The 18362-nt window shown below is 52.8% G+C and carries 18 protein-coding genes; 14 read left to right on the top strand and 4 right to left on the bottom strand.

Annotated features, from left to right (window positions below):
- Positions 1 to 367: 367 nt before the first annotated feature.
- A complete protein-coding gene (locus tag JMJ16_RS02405) occupies positions 368 to 868 on the bottom strand; it encodes a GNAT family N-acetyltransferase (protein ID WP_201378099.1) in 501 nt (166 codons plus the stop codon).
- A 797-nt stretch (positions 869 to 1665) separates the two neighbouring features.
- Here JMJ16_RS02405 and JMJ16_RS02410 point away from each other — a divergent pair.
- The 3 genes from JMJ16_RS02410 (at position 1666) to JMJ16_RS02420 (ending at position 5218) form a co-directional block, all read left to right on the top strand.
- Positions 1666 to 2871, top strand: a complete 1206-nt coding sequence (locus JMJ16_RS02410; protein WP_201378100.1) for an IS110 family transposase — start codon at positions 1666 to 1668, stop codon at positions 2869 to 2871.
- A 550-nt stretch (positions 2872 to 3421) separates the two neighbouring features.
- Positions 3422 to 3868 carry a hypothetical protein gene (locus tag JMJ16_RS02415; protein ID WP_201378101.1) on the top strand — a complete coding sequence of 149 codons (447 nt, stop codon included), beginning with the start codon at positions 3422 to 3424 and terminating at the stop codon, positions 3866 to 3868.
- A gap of 48 nt (positions 3869 to 3916) precedes the next feature.
- Complete coding sequence (locus tag JMJ16_RS02420) at positions 3917 to 5218, top strand: WD40 repeat domain-containing protein (protein WP_201378102.1); 1302 nt, start codon at positions 3917 to 3919, stop codon at positions 5216 to 5218.
- A 135-nt stretch (positions 5219 to 5353) separates the two neighbouring features.
- Here the strand turns inward: JMJ16_RS02420 and JMJ16_RS02425 are convergent, their stop codons facing one another.
- Positions 5354 to 6481 carry an RNA-guided endonuclease TnpB family protein gene (locus JMJ16_RS02425; RefSeq protein ID WP_201378103.1) on the bottom strand — a complete coding sequence of 376 codons (1128 nt, stop codon included), beginning with the start codon at positions 6479 to 6481 and terminating at the stop codon, positions 5354 to 5356.
- 74 nt (positions 6482 to 6555) lie between these two features.
- Here JMJ16_RS02425 and JMJ16_RS02430 point away from each other — a divergent pair, with 74 nt between their 5' ends.
- The 3 genes from JMJ16_RS02430 to JMJ16_RS02440 all read left to right on the top strand — a co-directional run bounded on the left by JMJ16_RS02430 (position 6556) and on the right by JMJ16_RS02440 (position 10587).
- A complete protein-coding gene (locus JMJ16_RS02430; RefSeq protein ID WP_201378104.1) occupies positions 6556 to 6801 on the top strand; it encodes a ribbon-helix-helix domain-containing protein in 246 nt (81 codons plus the stop codon).
- A 136-nt stretch (positions 6802 to 6937) separates the two neighbouring features.
- Positions 6938 to 9457 carry a carbohydrate-binding protein gene (locus JMJ16_RS02435; RefSeq protein WP_201378105.1) on the top strand — a complete coding sequence of 840 codons (2520 nt, stop codon included), beginning with the start codon at positions 6938 to 6940 and terminating at the stop codon, positions 9455 to 9457.
- 188 nt (positions 9458 to 9645) lie between these two features.
- Positions 9646 to 10587, top strand: coding sequence for a metallophosphoesterase (locus tag JMJ16_RS02440; protein WP_201378107.1), 942 nt, complete (start codon positions 9646 to 9648; stop codon positions 10585 to 10587).
- Positions 10588 to 10692: 105 nt separating this feature from the next.
- Here the strand turns inward: JMJ16_RS02440 and JMJ16_RS02445 are convergent, their stop codons facing one another.
- Positions 10693 to 11172, bottom strand: a complete 480-nt coding sequence (locus tag JMJ16_RS02445) for a DinB family protein (protein WP_201378109.1) — start codon at positions 11170 to 11172, stop codon at positions 10693 to 10695.
- 418 nt (positions 11173 to 11590) lie between these two features.
- On the opposite strand from JMJ16_RS02445, the gene tnpA reads away from it, so the two are divergent.
- Together tnpA and JMJ16_RS02455 are read left to right on the top strand one after the other, a co-directional pair.
- Entirely contained in the window at positions 11591 to 11989 is a 399-nt protein-coding gene (tnpA, locus tag JMJ16_RS02450; protein WP_201378114.1) for an IS200/IS605 family transposase, read from the top strand.
- A complete protein-coding gene (locus tag JMJ16_RS02455; protein ID WP_201378116.1) occupies positions 11986 to 12828 on the top strand; it encodes a transposase in 843 nt (280 codons plus the stop codon). Before tnpA ends, JMJ16_RS02455 begins: the two co-directional genes overlap by 4 nt.
- Before the next feature lie 151 nt (positions 12829 to 12979).
- Here the strand turns inward: JMJ16_RS02455 and JMJ16_RS02460 are convergent, their stop codons facing one another.
- Positions 12980 to 13918, bottom strand: a complete 939-nt coding sequence (locus JMJ16_RS02460) for an LLM class F420-dependent oxidoreductase (RefSeq protein ID WP_201378118.1) — start codon at positions 13916 to 13918, stop codon at positions 12980 to 12982.
- Positions 13919 to 14553: 635 nt separating this feature from the next.
- On the opposite strand from JMJ16_RS02460, the gene JMJ16_RS02465 reads away from it, so the two are divergent.
- From JMJ16_RS02465 to JMJ16_RS02485, 6 genes are all read left to right on the top strand, one after another.
- Positions 14554 to 15453: a transposase DNA-binding-containing protein gene (locus tag JMJ16_RS02465; RefSeq protein WP_236601146.1), complete on the top strand. Its 900-nt coding sequence runs from the start codon at positions 14554 to 14556 to the stop codon at positions 15451 to 15453.
- Entirely contained in the window at positions 15419 to 15934 is a 516-nt protein-coding gene (locus JMJ16_RS53560; protein WP_236601530.1) for an IS4 family transposase, read from the top strand. Before JMJ16_RS02465 ends, JMJ16_RS53560 begins: the two co-directional genes overlap by 35 nt.
- A 249-nt stretch (positions 15935 to 16183) precedes the next feature.
- Entirely contained in the window at positions 16184 to 16504 is a 321-nt protein-coding gene (locus JMJ16_RS02470) for a GNAT family N-acetyltransferase (RefSeq protein ID WP_201378120.1), read from the top strand.
- Between the two features lie 147 nt (positions 16505 to 16651).
- The gene (locus JMJ16_RS02475) at positions 16652 to 16918 is read left to right on the top strand and encodes a UBP-type zinc finger domain-containing protein (RefSeq protein ID WP_201378122.1); all 267 of its coding nucleotides are present in this window, start codon (positions 16652 to 16654) and stop codon (positions 16916 to 16918) included.
- A 25-nt stretch (positions 16919 to 16943) separates the two neighbouring features.
- Positions 16944 to 17864: a DUF5996 family protein gene (locus JMJ16_RS02480; protein WP_236601147.1), complete on the top strand. Its 921-nt coding sequence runs from the start codon at positions 16944 to 16946 to the stop codon at positions 17862 to 17864.
- A 58-nt stretch (positions 17865 to 17922) separates the two neighbouring features.
- Positions 17923 to 18195 carry a hypothetical protein gene (locus JMJ16_RS02485; RefSeq protein WP_201378124.1) on the top strand — a complete coding sequence of 91 codons (273 nt, stop codon included), beginning with the start codon at positions 17923 to 17925 and terminating at the stop codon, positions 18193 to 18195.
- Positions 18196 to 18362 lie beyond the last annotated feature (167 nt).

Below are 18362 nucleotides of genomic sequence, written 5' to 3' on the forward strand. Positions count from 1 at the left end.
CCTTCTCTCGCAAAGATTGCTGGCGCTAACAGTATCTTCAATTTGCCTGTCTTCTCCTGTGCCAAATTGACAAAATGGTGTGCATATGTTCGCTTGTGGAGCGGCTTGATATGCCGCTAATGGCTGTGCTGCTCAAGATTGAGGGCAAACTGACCGCTCAGAGGGCAAAGATGAAAACCCATGCTTCTGTCGCAAATAGCAAGCAACCTAAATCACCAAGAGTGAGCCAGATCCCAAATGTGAGCATTTGCCCCCAAGCTTGAGCACTGGTAGGAATATGCCTGGGCAAGCCGCTTCACATCTAGCTTCTCCCATTGATACGTTGTAAATTCGTACCGTTGTCATTGGCGTTGAAATACGTCCACTTCTACAAGGCTTGATAATACCGAACTATTGGTAAAGCAGTATATCCGGCTTTTTCATAGGTTCTTCTGGCGGGTGCATGGCCTGGATCTCCACCAGTCCCCACAATAGCAAGCTTTATGCCGCTTTCTTTCATCTTTTCGAGCGCAAAATGGTTCAATGCCGTCCCTATTCCCTGGTTTTGATACTCAGGGTGCACAGCAAGCAAATCTACTTCCCCTGTATCATCCTGACCATTTTCCTGACTATTTAAGGTGCAGGCGATAAATCCGGTAATCATTCCATGTGTTTCTGCAACCCAAACAAGCGTCTTCTCGTGCTCTTGACAAATCTTTTCAACGACGGTCCTCTGGGTTTCTTTCCAATCGGGCCACACGAGGGAATAGGTTTTGCTCCCCAGCACTTGCTCGAATGAGTGAAAAACGGGAGCCCACGCTAACAGTGATAATTGAACCACGTCTTCCAGATCATCAGGAGAGAAAGGTCGAATAAACAAATTCATCATATTCCTCTTTTACATGTAAATAATCTCTCGAAACCATTATCAAGTCGAAATTTGAGCCACGAAAGAAGTCGGCGAACTGAAGAACAAGCCCTATGAGTTGGTGACCAAAAAGGATTTCTGATACTTACAAGCAAGGCCCATTCAGAGCAGACTTTCACTCACTCTTCAATGAGATTGCGGAGATTTTTCTCAAAACACAAACCTAGCAGTTTTCAGGTCATCAAGCCTGTTGCAGAGAATCTTAGTTTACCATTCTCAATGCAAGTATGCCAGATTGGGAGCCGTTTTCCCAGGGCTTTCCTATTCTAATTTTCTCCTCCTCTTTTAGGCCTGGAAATCCTTGATTGTTTGATCTCAACACTGGAATATTTGCTCCTTTTATAATACACTTTATATGCATCCAGTCTAATAAACAGCAGATATCCTTTAAGGCTGTTTTCCTTTTACTCATAGCCAAACATCAGCACTTCATCAAATCGAGGCAGGAGACCCCCGCATTCATGCGCGGGGAGGAATGCCGAGTCCTTTTCAGGCGCATGGGTGGCGGGGCCTGCCCTCTCCTTATACGGTAATATGAAAGCTAGGCCCCTTTGTGAAGGGCTTCAGCAGGATAACAACTTGCTGTGTGGACCCGCCGGGGAAAGCCTTCCCTCTCCACGAGGCTCGACCAATTCGGAAAGAACGAGCTTCCCTGGCGTCCTCCTGGACCAGACCGATCATTAGAAGTTCGCGCTTCGAGCGCCAGGTATAAGGACACGTGTCTTCCAGGAGCTGCTTGCCAAGAAAGGACCTAGCTCATGTGGTTTGCAGGCATTGATTGGGCAGATCAGCATCATGATGTCGTGGTCATCGATGAAGCTGGCCGCAAAGTGGCCCAACTGCGGGTCGAACACACGCCGGAGGGACTCAACAGACTGATTACCTTCCTGCGAGAACTTGCTCCCCTCGAGCAAATCGCGTGCATTCTGGAGACCAATCGCGGGCTCCTCATCACCGCCTTGCTGGAAGCCGGATGCATACTGTATCCCGTCAACCCAAAAACCGTTGATCGCAAGCGCTCGGCCAGTGGAGCCAAAACTGACCTGATTGATGCGTACCTGTTGGCAAAACATGGGCGCTCGGAACTGGCGGATTTGCGACGATTGGAGCCGGATAGCCCCACGATTGCGGAACTGAAAGCGTTGACACGCGACCAGGACAGCTTGATCCAGAGTCAGACGCGCTTGGTGAACCGGCTCTCCGCTTGTCTCAAGGCCTACTACCCAGTGGCTTTGCAGTTGTTCACCAAGTTGCACCAACGCTCGGCGCTGGTCTTTCTGCAAACCTACCCAACTCCACAAGCAGCCATGAGCGCATCGCTTGTAGAGATTGAAGCAACCCTGAAAAAAGGCGGACATACCACCCCTACCCAGGTTGCCTCCAAGATCTTCGCCACCCTGCATCAACCCCACTTGCAAGCTGATAGCATCACCACTCGCACCAAAGCGCGGCTCACCTTGGCGTTGATCGAACAACTCCTGCCCCTGGTCAAACAACTTGCTGAGTACGATAAGGCGATCACTGACCTTTTTTTGACGCACGCTGACCATTCCACCTTTGCGAGTCTGCCCGGTGCTGGCAAGCGCCTGGCTCCCCGACTGTTGGCGGAATGGGGAGATGATCGCCAGCGGTACGACGAGGCGGCCAGTATTGCCGCGCTGGCAGGAACCTCGCCGGTGCCGTATGAGAGTGGCAATTACGCCCGCGTCCATCAGCGTTTTGCCTGTATCAAGCCGCTTCGCAACGCCTTTTACCAGTTTGCGTGGCAGAGTACTCAACAGGAAGCTTGGGCCAGGGAGTACTACGACCGCAAACGCAAGGAGGGGAAAAGTCACAGCATGGCCATTCGTGCCCTGGCAAACGTCTGGGTGCGCATTGTTTTTGCCATGTGGCGCCAACGACAGAGCTACCAGCGGAACACTTTTGAAGCCGCTCGCCACCTGCATGCTCGGCGCGCGGCCTAACCAGGGGCTCTGGCTCTGCAAATGAGAAGCCTGTTTCAACCCGCTCGTCGCTATGCGGGTCGGTTCCTCGTGCCTGCTTCGCTCATGCCGGTGCCTCATGACTCTCCTCTCTTTTTCCGATTCCCCCTGGGGCTTGACATAGAAGTTCTTTCCGGTTTTCCTGTGTTGCCTAAGAAGAGATGTGTATATGTTAAGAACAGGCTAGAGCAAAGGCACTCCTCTGACTCAAGAGAAACGGTTTGTGATGCATGGATACCTGCATCAGCCAGACTGTTCAGCATGCACGGATCGGCATGAGGGCCAACGCCCTGTACGCTAGCTCAACCTGTGTACCCTTTTCCGTGTGGGGCGACTTCCTCTGGGAAGTGGCGGCTGGTTGAACCGCTTGTCACCCGTCCTAGTGGTGTTCAGGCTTGTCCTGAAGGCTAACGTATCCTTCCCTGATCCACGGGTAAGCGTGAGGAGAGATACAAGCCCCCGGCTTTCGCCGTGGGGTCTGGTGACTTCAAACGAGTACCTACCAATTTGGGGGAGCTCAGGAGCGTTTAGTGTGCATATTAACTCCGTCTATACATCTTCTTTTGTGCTGCCCGATTTTCCACTGGTTGAAAACCTTCTCTTCACTTCACTCTGTCCAGGGTCAGATGGTCGTTTCGGCTTTGTCGTTTGTCTGATGCCGCACAATTATGGAACTTTTGCGGGCCAGATTATGGATTTTCCCCTTGCTATGCTCATCATCGATGTAGAAAATGCTCAAGTCGAAGAACATCGTGTTTCATTCGCATATAAAGCTTTCTACAATATCAATCTGAACTATTATGCAGAACAATCAGCCTGGTTACTGGCTGTCGATGCCACACGCGATGGCGGCCCCATCGTTCAAAAGCTGCTCGATTTTTACGTTGTCGATTCATCCACTTCCCCACCGGGGCTTTCTCCCCACGTTCTCTGTAGCCCGCCACATCGAGGTATAGAAAATGCTATGATGTACCTGTGAATACGCAAGGTCATGAAGCGCTTCCGCTTCCTTCGAGGAGGAGATTGTGTGACGTCAAAAGCTACTTGCTTGTCCTGCCGACATTGCCAGTTAGAAATACTGCCCGAATCCGACGCAAAGATCACTTTCTACCGCTGTCCTACATGCCATCGCCACTTTGCCCAACTCCCAGGTCGATCGCTCACCGAAAGATGGGGAGGATCTCTCAGCCTGGTCTTATACGGCACGATCTTCTCTCAAAAGCCCCAGGTAGATGCCAGGCGTATTGCCAGCATGTTCCGCAACCGAGAGAGCCGGGAGCAATTGACTCACATCGTTGCCGACATTCGACAAGAACTCGCATATCCGAGCCAGCCCGTTCGTGACATCCATGGTCAATCCGCTTCCGAAGAGGATCTGAGAGCATTTTTAACCCTGGTTGCGGATCTCTTGACGGAGGAAGTGAAAGAAGATGCGGTCGTGCAGGCGCTCAAGGGGCATGCGAGTTGGGTGCGTTGCCTTGCCTTCCGTCCCGATGGGCAGATTCTTGCCAGTGGCAGTATCGATGGCTCCATCAAGCTTTGGGATCCTTCGCGCGGCCACTTGCTGCACACCCTCACGGGTCATGTCGGCGGCGTGTTCGCTCTCGCCTGGAGTCCGAGCGGAGGGCTTCTGGTCAGTGGTGGACAGGACAGCGCGATCAAACTTTGGGATCCTCAGAGCGGGAAACTCTTGCGCCCTCTTGAAGGCCATGGCAATGCAGTGCGCTCTCTTGCGCTCAGCACTGACGGACAAACCCTTGTCAGCGCGAGCACCGACCAGACTGTCAGACTCTGGGACCTGCAGACTGGACGGCTTCTGCTGCCCTTCATCGACCATCCAAGCCCTCTTTACAGCGTTGCTATGAGTCCCAATCACCAGATCATTGCGAGTGGAGACGAGGTCGGCGTGATCCGCTTATGGCACGCTCGCACTCGAAAACTCCTTCGTACTCTCAGAGGCCATAGTGGGAAAGTGTTGTCTTTGACCATGGTGGAGGACGGGCAATTTCCCATCAGCTCAACAATGCTGCTGAGTGGGAGTGCAGATAGGACCATGAAATGGTGGGGGGCCGACGAGGGGAGGCTCATTTCCACTTTCACGGGTCACGCCGGGCCTGTCCGTTCAGTCGCGTTTCATCCTGCATGGCAAACGGTCATCAGTAGTAGCGAAGACAAAACCATCAAGGAATGGAATCTTTACGGCTCTCAAGAAACTATTCGTACCTTGCCGGGCCATGCAGGTCCTGTCTACAGCCTTGCCATCAGTCCCGATAGTCGGTTCATTGCCAGCGGCAGTCTGTCAATTAAGATTTGGGGGAAAAAACGTTGATCCTTGATCATTCAGGCTGCTCTCGAATTCCTTGACACTCCCCCGGATAAATCACGGGGGATTCTTCTCTCATCCAGGTTGCTTGCAGCGTCCCATTGCTGAGACGTTGTAGAGGCCATCCTGTCCAGAAGCGTTTCATGCACTCACAGGTGCATCAGTTCCCGTATGCCCTACGGTACTGAGCGCTTTTTGCAAAATGTTCAACGCCGCATTCTGATCCCTGTCTAAGACCACGCCACAGTCAGTACAGATATGGGTACGCACGCTCAAGCTCTTTTTGACCAGCGTGCCACAGGCTGAACAGTTCTGACTGGTGAACTGTGGCGAGACGGCGATGACAGGGACGTGATGTAAGGCAGCATAGTAGTTGACCCAAGCCAGAAACCGACCCCATCCAGCATCACTGATGCTCTTGGAGAGATGCCGGTTCCTCACCATATTGCGGATCTGCAGGTCTTCAAAGGCAATCAGGTCGTGAGACGAGACGAGCGCATTCGCCTGCTTTCTGGCGAAATCTTCACGCTGCCTTTGGACTTTTAAATGGGCTTTGGCGACGGCTTGACGAGCTTTCTTCCGGTTGGCTGATTGCTTCTGTTTCTTGGAGAGGCGATGTTGCAACCGCTTGAGGCGCTTTTCCGCCTTTCGGTAGTGGCGTGGATTCTCGACGGCTTGCCCTTCAGAGTCAGTGTAGAAGGCTTTCAAACCAACATCGATGCCAATCTGTTTGTCCGTGGGAAGATGATCAATCTGCCTCTCTGCCTGCACACAAAATTGCGCATAGTAGCCATCTGCACGTCTGACAAGACGCACACGCTTGATGTGCTTCACAGGAAAGGTTTCAATATCTCGCGTGCCAACCAAGCGAAGACGACCGATGCTACAGCCATCAGTGAAGGTGATATGCCTCCCGTCAGGCTCAAGCTTCCATCCTGTTGCTTTATACTCCACAGAACGGTTATGTTTCTGAAAACGGGGATAACCCTTCTTCCCTGGCTTTTTTTGTTTGCAGTTGTCATAAAAGCGAGCAATAGCAGACCATGCTCGGTCAGCACTGGCTTGACGCGCCTGGGAATTGAGAGAGGAAGCAAAGGGGAAGGCTTTGGCAAGAACGGCGCAATAGCATTGCAAGTCATTTTTGTTGGCATGGTCATCCATCCACAAACGCACACACTTGTTACGAATGAACTGGACAATGCGAATGGCTTCATCAATCGCCGCGTATTGTGCTTTCGTGCCATCCAGCTTATATTCATACATCAGCATTGCGCCCTTGCTCCTTTTCTCTTTCTATGCTAGAGTATACAGTACATATTGCTGTATGTCAAATGAGGGAGAACATGAAACGAACAAATTTGTATTTAACAGAGAAGCAAATGGAACGCCTTCGTCAGCGTTCCGAACAAGAAGGGGTGGCTATAGCGGAATTAGTACGACGTGCGGTGGATAGTTTTTTAGCATGGGATGACCCAACCTATCGACCCATGCCTCCTACACCCCAAACAGGGAAGAGTCATTCATCCCCGGATAAATCACGGGGGCTTTCTGGCTCGCTCTCTGTAAACAGCATCTCGTTTGGGCAATGATGCGGTCAAGATGCGTTGGAAAGGAGGAAAACACCCTGATTCTCGTCTGACACCATATGGTACCTGCAACGAAGCACATACTGTCTACAGGTGCATAGGATGTATTCCTGTAGAGGAACCAAAGGAGGGATTCTTTATGCTACGGCACATTGCTGTCATTCGTCGCGTGATTCCCGTACTGGCTATACTCATCTGTTGTGCTCTCTTCTTACCGCTCCCCTTCTTTTCCCATCTGGATGTAGCGCATGCTTCCTCCAATGGATTGGGTCAGAAGCCATATATGGGTTGGAGTAGCTGGAGCCTGGAGTCAACGAATTATAGCGGCTACAATACCCCCTGGCTCACTGCCGATCACGTCAAATCCCAGGCCGATGTGTTGCATCAGCAACTCCAACCACATGGCTACCAGTACATAAACATCGACGCGGGTTGGTGGATGGATTCGAACTGGAAGGCTACGTTTGATGGCTATGGGCGGCCTTCCCCTTATCCTGGCCGGTTCCCTGCCGGCATCAGCGACGTAGCGAACTATGTCCACAATTATGGGTTAAAGTTGGGAATCTACTACGTTGCCGGCCTCGACCAGACCGTCTACAACCAGAATTATCCTATCTACGGCACCAGTTGCCACGCCCAGGATATCGCGATCAAGCCGTTACAGATGACGAACGGTTGGCGAGGAAACTATGCCATTGACTATAGCAATAGCTGCGCGCAGGCCTATATCAACTCCATCGCGAATCAGTTCGCCTCCTGGGGGGTGGATTTCCTCAAACTCGATGGGGTAACCCCTGGTTCTGGCATCTATGATCTGAGCACCGATAACCGGCCCGATGTGCAGGCGTGGTCACAGGCTCTGGCGCAGAGTGGACGTTCGATCTGGTTTGAGCTCTCCTGGGCCCTGGATCATCGCTATATCAGTTTCTGGCAGCAGCAGGCCAATGGTTGGCGCATTGACACTGATGTCGAATGCTATTGTGGGACATTGGTGACGTGGGATAACTCGGTCAAAGCACGCTTCAATGATGTCGTTCCCTGGACGCAGAACGCTGGTCCGGGTGGGTGGAATGACCTTGACTCCCTTGATGTTGGCAGCGCAACACTGGATGGGATTTCCCAGGACGAGCGTCAAAGTTATATGACGCTGTGGGCAATCGAGGCGGCCCCGCTTTTCTCCGGCGATGATCTCACCAATCTGGACAGCTATGGACTCTCGTTATTGACGAATGATGAAGTCATTGCAGTTGATCAATCCGGTCATCCTGCCCGCCCGCTCTCACAGCTCAACAACCAGCAAGTATGGTACGCAGACAATGGCGATGGCACCTATACAGTGGCACTCTTCAATCTGGATAGTGGGAACGCCACCGTCACGGTGAACTGGAGTGATCTCGGGATAAGTGGCGCCCCTATGGTGCGTGACCTCTGGAGCCATACAAACCTGGGCGCGATAGCCGATCATTTTAGTGCTTCCTTAAACGGCCATGCTTCACGCCTGTTGAAGGTGACACCAGCAGGCGGAAACGCGGGCAAGATCTACGAAGCCGAAGCGCTTGCAAATACGCTCACTGGCAGCGCCTCTGTCGTCTCCTGCACGGCCTGTTCTGGCGGTCAAAAGATCGGCAACATTGGTAATGGCGCCTCCCTTACCTTCAACAGCATTTCCGTTAGTGCCAGTGGGACCTACCCCGTGACCATTTCGTATGTAGACGGAGATGCCGGGCGTTCAATGCAGCTCAGTGTCAATGGCGGCTCCGCAACCACGCAGAACTTCCATGGGACCAACGATAATAACTGGAATGCCGTACAGACTACCACAATTTTGGTGAACCTGAATGCGGGGAACAACACGATCCAGTTCTCCTCGCCATCCTCAGGCTGGAGTCCTGATCTCGATCGACTCATTGTCGGCAGCCTGATACCCGCTTCATATGAAGCCGAAGCCGCGGGTAATACACTGACCGGAAGCGCCTCCATCGTCTCTTGCTCGGCGTGCTCTGGTGGCCAGAAGGTTGGCAACATTGGCAACGGCGCATCTCTCACCTTTAACAATGTCCAGGCCAGCACAACCGGCAGGACCACGTTGACCATCGTTTACATCGATGGCGATAGCGGACGTTCGGCGCAAATGAGCATTAATGGAGGTTCCGCCCTCACCATCAATTTCCACGGCACTAACAACAACAACTGGAACACAGTTCAGACACTGACGATGACCATAAGTTTGAATGCGGGAAGCAACACCATCAAACTCTTCTCGGGTTCCAACTGGGCTCCCGACATCGACCGTGTCACGTTGGGCGGCAACACCATCACCGAGGCCGAGGCAGCGGGCAATACGCTGACTGGGAGCGCCTCCATTGTCTCCTGCACGGCCTGCTCTGGCAGTCAGAAGGTCGGCAACATTGGTAACGGAGCCTCTCTCACGTTCAATCAAGTGCTGGTCAGCAATACAGGGAATTACATTTTAACAATCCAGTATATCGATGGTGATAACGGGCGTTCAGCCCAATTAAGTGTCAACGGCGGAGCGGCAAGTACGCTCACCTTCCATGGCACCAATGATAATAACTGGAACGTGGTGCAAACAACCAGTGTTGTAGTGAATCTCAATGCAGGCTACAATAGCATTCAATTCTCTAGCGGCTCTGGCTAGGCACCGGATATCGATTGTATCAGCATCAGCTAGCTCTTTGTATCCCGGCTCGTGAGAGCCGGGATTTCTTTGAAACAATCCCACGAAGAACAGGCATATAAGCGTATATCAAAAGCGTGTATCTTTTTATTATTAGTAACGATAGAAAACATGTTCTGTGAATGTTAACGAGAGGAAAGAAACGTTTGATGGAGAATATATCGCAAGCAAGGTCTGCTACGCCACTGCTTTCGTTTTGGGTGATTGGCGACATGCACTATTACGAAAACGAACCATGGAAGAAGCTGCATCTCCCGCGTATGGAGCAAATGTTTCATGACCTTCAGAGCATCTGGCGTGAAGAGGGCTATCCAGCCTTTTGCGTCTCGCCCGGGGATTTGATTGAGAATGGCGCCCTTGCTAACTACGCGCTGGCAAAGCGGGAAATCCTTTCCAGCCTGGACCCGGTGCCGTTTTATCCAGGCATAGGTAATCATGAGTATTTTCCGACGGAACAAGGCGGGGCGTGGCATACGGCAGAGGAGTATAGCGCAGCCTGGGGGAGGCCGCTCTGCTATGCCTGGACGGTCGGTGACGTAGTCTGTATTATGCTTGAGCAGCCACAGGAGCAGTGGACAGTGGATGGAATGCCGCTGATACTGCTTTCACCGGAGGCATTGGCATTCCTAGATACGACGTTGATCGAGTATGCCAATCACACAGCTATCATTTTTGCCCACTGCCCGCTGTACAATACCGTCCTGGATCGTGATCCAGAACGGAATCTCGATGATGATTCGCTGGCTCCCTATTTCTTCGTGAGCAATTCAGAGGAGGTGCGTACAATTCTGGCCCGTCATCACAAGGCGGCCCTCTATATCACTGGTCACACCCATTCGGGCTGGGGTTCGCCACGGCTTGTCTTTACAGAGAGCCTGGGCACTCATGCAATCACGCATTTAAACGTCATGTCGCCCTGGTATACGGGCTTTACAGGACCGAAGTACAACCAGGAACACCAGGAATTGGAGTTCCTTAGAGATACCCCCGATGTGCAGGCAACCTTCTCCATCCAGATCTATTCTCACAAGGTCCGCATCCGCGCACGCGACCATCAGGCGCAAAGCTGGCTGGCGGAGTGGGAGGTATAAGCCGTGTGCTACTGGCGTACGCGGCTACTGGCGGGATTTACTATCCATTTTCCGTGTTGAACACATTCGGCAGTTCGTTTGAGTTGAGATGAGCTCTCCCTTCTGTCAAGGCAGGGTCACACTCTTCAGTTGTCTTGCAATCTGCGCGGCATGAAGAGTGTCATGAGAAACCATATGCAGGGTATGGCTGCTGATGGTAATGGTGCCCTGTTCTTCGTGCTGCCCAGTGCGTTCCCACTCCTGTGGTGAGAGCTGCGCCAGTTCAGTCACATGTTGTGCGCGGAAGCGATTGAAGGCAGCCAGGACCTCACGCAAGGAAGCCTCAGAGTAGTTGCGTTCTCTCGCCCAGAGGTCCTGGTCGTAGGCAACGATCACCGGGTGAGCGTTGTCCCGCATGAGGCGCATACGGGAGAGCGCTTGCTCTTCAGCGTCTCGCAGGTGACAGACGACCTCAACGATCGACCATCCCTCGTCACCACCTCGTGCCGCAGTAGCTTGCTCTTGCGTGCAGTCATCCAGCAGTGCCTCCACTATCTCAGGTGTTGCTTGCAGAGCATCCAACAAATCTTGTGCAATGTTGTGCATGTTATTACTCCTTATAGAGAGTGTTTCGTGCTACTTGAGTAGATTCACCAATCAGTCTGAGCTGAGATGAAAGCATCTGCTGATCTACATGATCAGTTTGGAGGCAATAAGGTGGATACCTCTCAAGAGGGAACAGCATGATCTCGTCAAATCTCAACAAGTGCTGAGTATAGCAGAACGAGAGCGCAAGCGTACCGTCCTTCCGAACGATGTGCTTGCGCTCTCGTTCTGCTATACTAGAAGACCCACCAGTACCCGGAATGTGTAGGCGTTATTTGTGTAGGACATCAACTACTGTGGGCGAGCCAGAAAGCCCCGCTCTTTTAAGGCGGGGATGAATGGCTGTTCCTTATTTCTGGGGTGGATAGGGCAGGGATACATGTAGACAGTATATGTTGCTGTATCCTATACTATCTACATGAGCAAAGAGAAGTATATTCATGAACAACATAGCGTTCACCATATTCTGTACCACATCATTTTTTGCCCCAAGCGACGGCGCAAGGTGCTTATTGGTCCTGTGCACGATCGCCTTCAGCAGATTATTGAGCAGGTTGCGGCTGAGCGCCATTGGGCCATAGTGGAGTTGGCAATTCAGCCTAACCATGTGCATCTGTTCATTCAGGCCAATCCCTACACAATGCCTACGGACATCGCTCGCCTCATCAAGGGGCGAAGTTCGCACATGTTGCGTGAAGAGTTTTCCCACCTGATGCGCATGCCCTCGCTCTGGACGCGTTCGACGTTCTACAGTACGGCGGGGCATGTTAACGCTGATACCATTCAAAAATACATTGAAAGGCAGAGTACCATATGAGCCGATCAGCCAAGGGATTGCAGACGACCCTTCAAGTCCGTTTGTATCCCACATCGGCACAATCACGCTTGCTCATGGCGCACTACCTTGAGTACATCAGTACCGTCAATGTGTTGGTGGCTGCGCTCGATGCTGGGATTTTGCCTGAAAAAACGAGTACGAAAGACTTTGTTTCCAACCTGCCCAGCGCTGTTAAGAATCAAGCCTTGCGTGATGCTCATTCTGTCTTCAAGCGTTCGTTTGAGCTTGGGCGTATTCCGGTGCTCAAAAAGCCTATTGCCCAGTGGAATAACCAGAACTGGCGACTCTTTGGAAACATGCTCACCCTTCCCATGTGTGTTGACGGCAAAACACAACAGGTACATATTCCTTGCGAGGGCAGAGTCTATGCTGGTGTTCCTGGCATCTTGCGCATCAAGAAGAAGCGTGGGAAGTGGGTCGCTGATCTGACACTCACCATTGAGAGGTCTCTGCCCTCAGAACAAGATGGGGTAATGGGTGTTGACCTTGGCATCAAAGTTCCTGCTGTGGTCTATGTGGTGGGCAAAGGGACGCGCTTCTTTGGCAATGGTCGCTATCAACGCTCCATGCGCCGTCGCTTCTACGCTCGACGCAAGAAGCTGCAAAAAGCCAAGAAAACCAGAGCAGTCAAGAAAAGCCAGGGCAAAGAAGCCCGTTGGATGAAAAACATCAACCATCAGCTTTCTCGGCAGGTCGTCAATCACGCCAAAGAGCAAGGGGTTGGTACCATCCGTGTGGAGGCCCTTGCTGGTATCCGACACAACGAGGAAGCATTGTTTTACAGAAAAACTTCACGTGAAGGAGAAATGGTTGCCTGACGAGTTTGGCCTCCTCTGCCTGGTTCTGTCGTTTTCGTTTCGACTGTCTCGCAAAGGAGGCCTTTTTTGCCTCACCCTCGCTTGCCCAGCATTCCCATCCTGTTCCTGCCTGATCGGTTCCTGGGCAATTCGGGATGAGCCCTCCCTCGCCTTACCGAGCGACAAATTCCCGGGCAAAGCGATGGATGGGGATCAGATCTGTTGCGCTCATGGGGAAATCGAGGATTAGTTCGTGGATGCCGGCATCCTCCAGTGCCGCGATACGCCGACGGATTGTCTGCGGACTGCCCACAAGCGAGGTATCTCTGAGCTGGTTTCTCACCGAGGGGGGAAGCAAAGCAAGCGCCGTTTCATCATCCTCAGCAATGGAGCAGACAGCACCGGTGGTGCAGTGGATCGTCGCGAAGTCGCGTCCCAGCATCTCACAATGCGCTTTGAGCACCGCGAGCTTATGCCGGATTGTCTCCAGGTCGCCAAGCACATTGCAGGCATCGCCATACCGCGCGACCAGCTTCAGTGTGACCTTCTCTCCGCCGCCGCCAATCAGGATCGGGATATGCGGCTTCTGCACCCCCTTGGGCTGATTGATGGCGCCACGTACCTGGTAATACCTGCCCTCGAAGGTGGCCTCTTCCTGCGTCCACATCGCGAGAATGACCTGGAGTGCTTCTCGCAGCATGCGTAGGCGCTCCGGAGCATCGGGATAGGGATAGCCATATGCTCGATACTCGTGCTCGTACCACCCCGCCCCAATGCCGAAATTCAAGCGGCCATGGGAGAGGACATCGAAGGTACTGGCCATTTTCGCGAGCAAGGCGGGATTGCGATAGCTATTGCAGGTCACAATCTGACCAATACGGACGCGTCGCGTGTCACGTGCCATGGCCGCCAGCGACATCCAGGTCTCAAAGGTGACCTCCTGCGATGGCCTGGGAACGGTATGAAAGTGATCAACCATCCAGATGGACTCATACCCATCCTCATCGGCTGCCTTGGCCACATTCGTCATCGCTTCGTATGCTGCAACCGGATCCTTGATCATCGCCAAATTCATTTTCCAGCCGTTGGGAATTTCGACACTATACTTCATGCGTTCCTTCCTTCCTTGAAAAGAGGATCCACAGCGCACACAGAGCATTCTGACGGAAAGAGTGGAGCGGAGTCAGAAACCCTTATATGCAGCGAGTGGAACCAGCACCTGTTCTCAGGTCATCTGTCGTCGGAGGTTCGAGGAGTGGACCCACACTCACCACGCGGGACCCCCGCACGGGCGAAGATAGAGCACCACTTCGAGAGATACGAACGATTGCACCAGGCAGATGGAGGTTCGGACGAACGTACGGGCCCCCGTTCACGTCCGAATTGTCCAGAAATTCGCGCTGCCATAGGAGGTCCACAGTTGAGAAAGGCTTCCTTCCCATTGCTCGGTATGGAGAAAGCAGATTCTTCTCACCTTCCCAATTGTACCATTTCTTTTGAGCCACTTCGCGTACGCCACGTCTTTTTGCTCAGTAATGGGCAGCGTACTCCTCAGGATATTGCACATGTCTCCGTTTGCCGCTGGATGAGGTAGAGCGTGTCATCCAGATCCTCCACAAGCGCCACCTGAGGAATTGGCAGCTAAGAGCGCCTTGGGTTTGCCTCCCTGGATTTCTCCTCATTTGACACTCCCCTGGATAAATCGCTGTCTCTTTTACGGATTTAACAAACTGCTAGAATAGGAAGATGAACACGCAAGACCTCCTGGACCCAGAACGCTGGGCCCAAAAGACGTTCGGGCCGGCCAGGCTCAAGGATATTCGGCGAACGGGACGAGCCGTCAAGGCGGCTCGTCGCATGGCTGAGAATGCCTCGGCCTCCTTGCCGGCCCAAATGCAGACGTGGAAGGATGTGATGGCCTTGTATCGCTTGCTTGATGAAGACGATGTCACCTTTGAGGCCCTCATGCAGCCTCACTGGCAACAGACCCGCCAACACATTGAGATGCAATCCGTTGTCCTGCTCGTGCAGGACACCACACAGGTCGACTTGAGCCATCATCCCAAAACCACAGGCCTGGGCCAGGTTGGCAACGAGCGGGGACGAGGATTGTACCTGCAAACGGTGCTCGCAGTCCAAGCTGAGCGTGGCCAGGTGATGGGCTGTGCCATGCAGGAGCCCTTTGTACGTACTCCTGCCCCCCAAGGCGAGACACGAGGCCAGCGACGGCAACGTAGCCAACGGGAAACGGATGTCTGGGCGCGTTTGGTGAGGCGGTTGGGCCGTTTTCGGCCAGAGCCTCTCGTGATTCATGTTGGAGATCGCACCGCCGACCTGTTCGCGTTTTTTGAGGCATGCCAAGCCACACAGACCCACTTTTTGGTACGAGGCATGCAAAACCGGCGCGCCTACGAGGAACACGGAGAAGCCACCCATGTGCTTGATGCGATCCGCGCCTGGCCCTCTCAAGAGACGCATCCCTTGAAGGTATCTGCCACTCATGGCAGAAGCGCTCGTTGCACCCAGGTCCATCTCGCGTTTGGACCCTTGAGCGTGTTGCCTCCTCGCAACGAGCCCGCGTGCAAGCACCACCCCATTGCCTCTTTGGGCGGTGCGCGTCTGGGAAGAGTCGACTCCAACTGGTGAAGAACCCTTGGAGTGGATCCTGCTGACATCGGTACCGACAACCACCCTTGTTCAGGCCTGGGAACGGGTCGAGTGGTACAAGCATCGTTGGGTGGTCGAGGAATATCATCAGTGCCTCAAAACAGGATGTCGCTTGGAGGAACGCCAATTGCAACGTGCAGAACGCATCATGCGGTTGTTGGGATTGTTGTCTCCAGTGGCTGTGCGATTGCTGCAACTGCGAGATCTTTCCCGCCAGGAACCCCAGGCGCCTGCCTCTGAGGGCTTCGAAGCCGATGTGCTCGCCGTGGTCGCGGCGCAAACGGGTCAGTCTCCCACACAGATGACCATGGAAGCCGCTTGGAAAGCCGTTGCTCAAATGGGAGGCTATTTGGCCCGCCGAAGCGATGGTCCTCCCGGCTGGAAAACCCTTTGGAGGGGTTGGCTTCGTGTTCAAACCCTTCTTGAAGGGATTAGACTCGCTTCTCATCTTCGTTTGTAATTTGTGTAAAAGAGACAGGGCTTGAGCCGTGGGGAGTCGTCACTGGTGGAGGAAGATTCTATGTCCACAATGTCCCTATTGCACCTTCCCGAGGTGGAGGGTTGTGCCTCGAAGACATGGTGACAGAGAGAGGCACAACAGATCAGTGTCACGGTCGCCACCACCCTTGCGCACGCTTCTGTCGAGCATTTTGTGATAGACTGAGTTATCGCTCGCAGACATACGATGAGACGCTTCTGAGGAGGAAAAATGAGCACAACTGATCCAACTCCTATCGTTACACATAACAGAGATGAGCATCGTTATGAAGTGAGGGTTGACGAACAGCTTGCGGTCCTTACCTATAAGCAGCAAGCGGGGCATATCATTTTTCTTCATACAGGCGTGCCGCCAGCCTTGGAGGGGCGTGGTATCGCGAGCCAGCTGGCGTTTTTTGCGCTTGAAGAGGCGCGTTCGCAGCATCTCACGGTTGTTCCTTTGTGTCCCTTTGTTGCCTCTTACATTCGATGCCATCAACAATATCTGCCATTGCTCACAGAGTCTGAACAGGCCCGTCTCCTGCAAAACTGAGAAAACATGAGAGGCGAAGGGTATCTGGCACGCTGGGGTCATGAAAGGTTGGTAATCAGAAGTGACCTGACCCCAGTTCGAGCTCAGCCAGGAGAAGAATTCTTAAGAGCAGAACCAGTCCATTTTTGGAGAGAAAGGATAAGATTGATGACCAAGATTTGTACACACCTGAACCAGATGCAGGAGGTCACTCCATCTGCCAATGGCTGCGAAGACTGTCTAAAAACTGGTGATACCTGGGTTCACCTGCGCCTCTGCCTTATTTGTGGTCATGTTGGTTGCTGTGATGACTCAAAAAATAAGCATGCAACTCAGCATTTTCACGCGACGAACCATCCGCTGATCCAATCCTACGAGCCAGGTGAAGACTGGGTATGGTGTTATATTGACCAGGTAGCAATGGAATTGAGTTAAGCAGGAGTGCGAGGAGAAGCAAGACGTGGGAAACACCAACAAGGAAGAACTGATTGAACGATGGCCAGCGTTGCCTTTGGAGTCCTGGAAGGAGACACGTGAGACACTCCATATGTGGACCCAGATCGTGGGGAAAGTGCGCCTGGAACTCAGCCCACATCTTAACCACTGGTGGCAGGTGCCTTTCTATGTGACGGCACGTGGTTTGACCACGTCTCCCATACCTGTTCCTGGAGAGCTGGGTCAGATCTTTGAGGTTCAATTTGACTTTATCGACCATCAACTCCTGATCCTCACCAGTTCCGGGACGGCTAAGATGATACCGCTCATTCCCCGTTCTGTCTCGGCTTTTTATCAGGAATTCATGGCTTCGCTGCAGGCACTGGGGATCGAGGTCACGATCAACACGCTCCCCAGCGAAATCAAATACCCCATCCCCTGCGATCAAGATGAGGTCCATGCCTCCTATGATCCCGGCACGGTTCAGCGCTTCTGGCGTATTCTGGTGCAGGTTGACAGGGTGTTGACGGAATTTCGCTCGCATTTTCTCGGGAAAAGCAGCCCAGTCCATTTCTTCTGGGGTAGTTTTGACATGGCGGAGACGCGCTTTTCGGGCCGGCGCGCTCCCCAGCGTGGAGGGGTTGATCGCATCACGCGCGAGGCATACTCCCACGAAGTCATCAGTTGTGGTTTCTGGCCAGGTGATGATACCTTCCCGGAGCCAGCTTTCTACTCCTATACGTTCCCTAAACCGCCAGGGCTGAAAGAAGCTGCTGTGCGCCCCGCTTCGGCCTTCTACCATTCCACGATGGGCGAATTTCTCTTGCGCTATGAGGATGTGCGAAGCGCCGATGCGCCTGAACAAGTTCTCATGGAGTTCCTCCAGAGCACCTATGAAGCTGGCGCAACATTAGGGCAATGGGATCGTGAAGCCCTGGAAAGGTAAAGAAGATATTCAACCACTCCCTGTATGAGATCTTCTTTACGCGCGAAGTAATAATGCAGTGCTGCTCAAAGCCCCTTTCTGCGATGAGATGGTAGGCGACTTCGATCAGCGACTGCCGCCGCTGCTCGCCTGGCGTTTTGGGTGTGGTGCTTTCGTCGAGAATCCGCTTGGCAACGGTCTCAATGTCTTGCAAAGGCCCTTGCGTCTGATCCATCTGACCCTCCTAATCAATCACTTGATTAAGTACAATACAAAGAAACATCTCGCTCAATCAGTTGATGGACACTTCAAGAATGGAAAGTCCACATTCGAAAGCAGCACAACGGTGTAGAGAGAACGCAAACTGCTGAGAAATTTTGATTTCGCCAACACTATCTATCCTGGACCTCCCTATTCAGACGCCAGCGGCCAGAAGCCGCTCGATTTTCTCGGCGGTCCCAGAGTTGCTTCGCGGCGTGTTCATCATCAGTCGCAGAACGCATTGTACAAAATTTTTGT

The sequence above is a fragment of the Ktedonobacter sp. SOSP1-52 genome, assembly GCF_016587395.1.

What these genes read in the sequence shown, in the direction of transcription:
- JMJ16_RS02405 (WP_201378099.1), bottom strand. Translation starts at nt 868, where the DNA reads ATGATGAATTTGTTTATTCGACCTTTCTCTCCTGATGATCTGGAAGAC.
- JMJ16_RS02410 (WP_201378100.1), top strand. Translation starts at nt 1,666, where the DNA reads ATGTGGTTTGCAGGCATTGATTGGGCAGATCAGCATCATGATGTCGTG.
- JMJ16_RS02425 (WP_201378103.1), bottom strand. Translation starts at nt 6,481, where the DNA reads ATGCTGATGTATGAATATAAGCTGGATGGCACGAAAGCACAATACGCG.
- JMJ16_RS02430 (WP_201378104.1), top strand. Translation starts at nt 6,556, where the DNA reads ATGAAACGAACAAATTTGTATTTAACAGAGAAGCAAATGGAACGCCTT.
- JMJ16_RS02435 (WP_201378105.1), top strand. Translation starts at nt 6,938, where the DNA reads ATGCTACGGCACATTGCTGTCATTCGTCGCGTGATTCCCGTACTGGCT.
- JMJ16_RS02440 (WP_201378107.1), top strand. Translation starts at nt 9,646, where the DNA reads ATGGAGAATATATCGCAAGCAAGGTCTGCTACGCCACTGCTTTCGTTT.
- JMJ16_RS02445 (WP_201378109.1), bottom strand. Translation starts at nt 11,172, where the DNA reads ATGCACAACATTGCACAAGATTTGTTGGATGCTCTGCAAGCAACACCT.
- tnpA (WP_201378114.1), top strand. Translation starts at nt 11,591, where the DNA reads ATGAGCAAAGAGAAGTATATTCATGAACAACATAGCGTTCACCATATT.
- JMJ16_RS02455 (WP_201378116.1), top strand. Translation starts at nt 11,986, where the DNA reads ATGAGCCGATCAGCCAAGGGATTGCAGACGACCCTTCAAGTCCGTTTG.
- JMJ16_RS02460 (WP_201378118.1), bottom strand. Translation starts at nt 13,918, where the DNA reads ATGAAGTATAGTGTCGAAATTCCCAACGGCTGGAAAATGAATTTGGCG.
- JMJ16_RS02465 (WP_236601146.1), top strand. Translation starts at nt 14,554, where the DNA reads ATGAACACGCAAGACCTCCTGGACCCAGAACGCTGGGCCCAAAAGACG.
- JMJ16_RS02470 (WP_201378120.1), top strand. Translation starts at nt 16,184, where the DNA reads ATGAGCACAACTGATCCAACTCCTATCGTTACACATAACAGAGATGAG.
- JMJ16_RS02475 (WP_201378122.1), top strand. Translation starts at nt 16,652, where the DNA reads ATGACCAAGATTTGTACACACCTGAACCAGATGCAGGAGGTCACTCCA.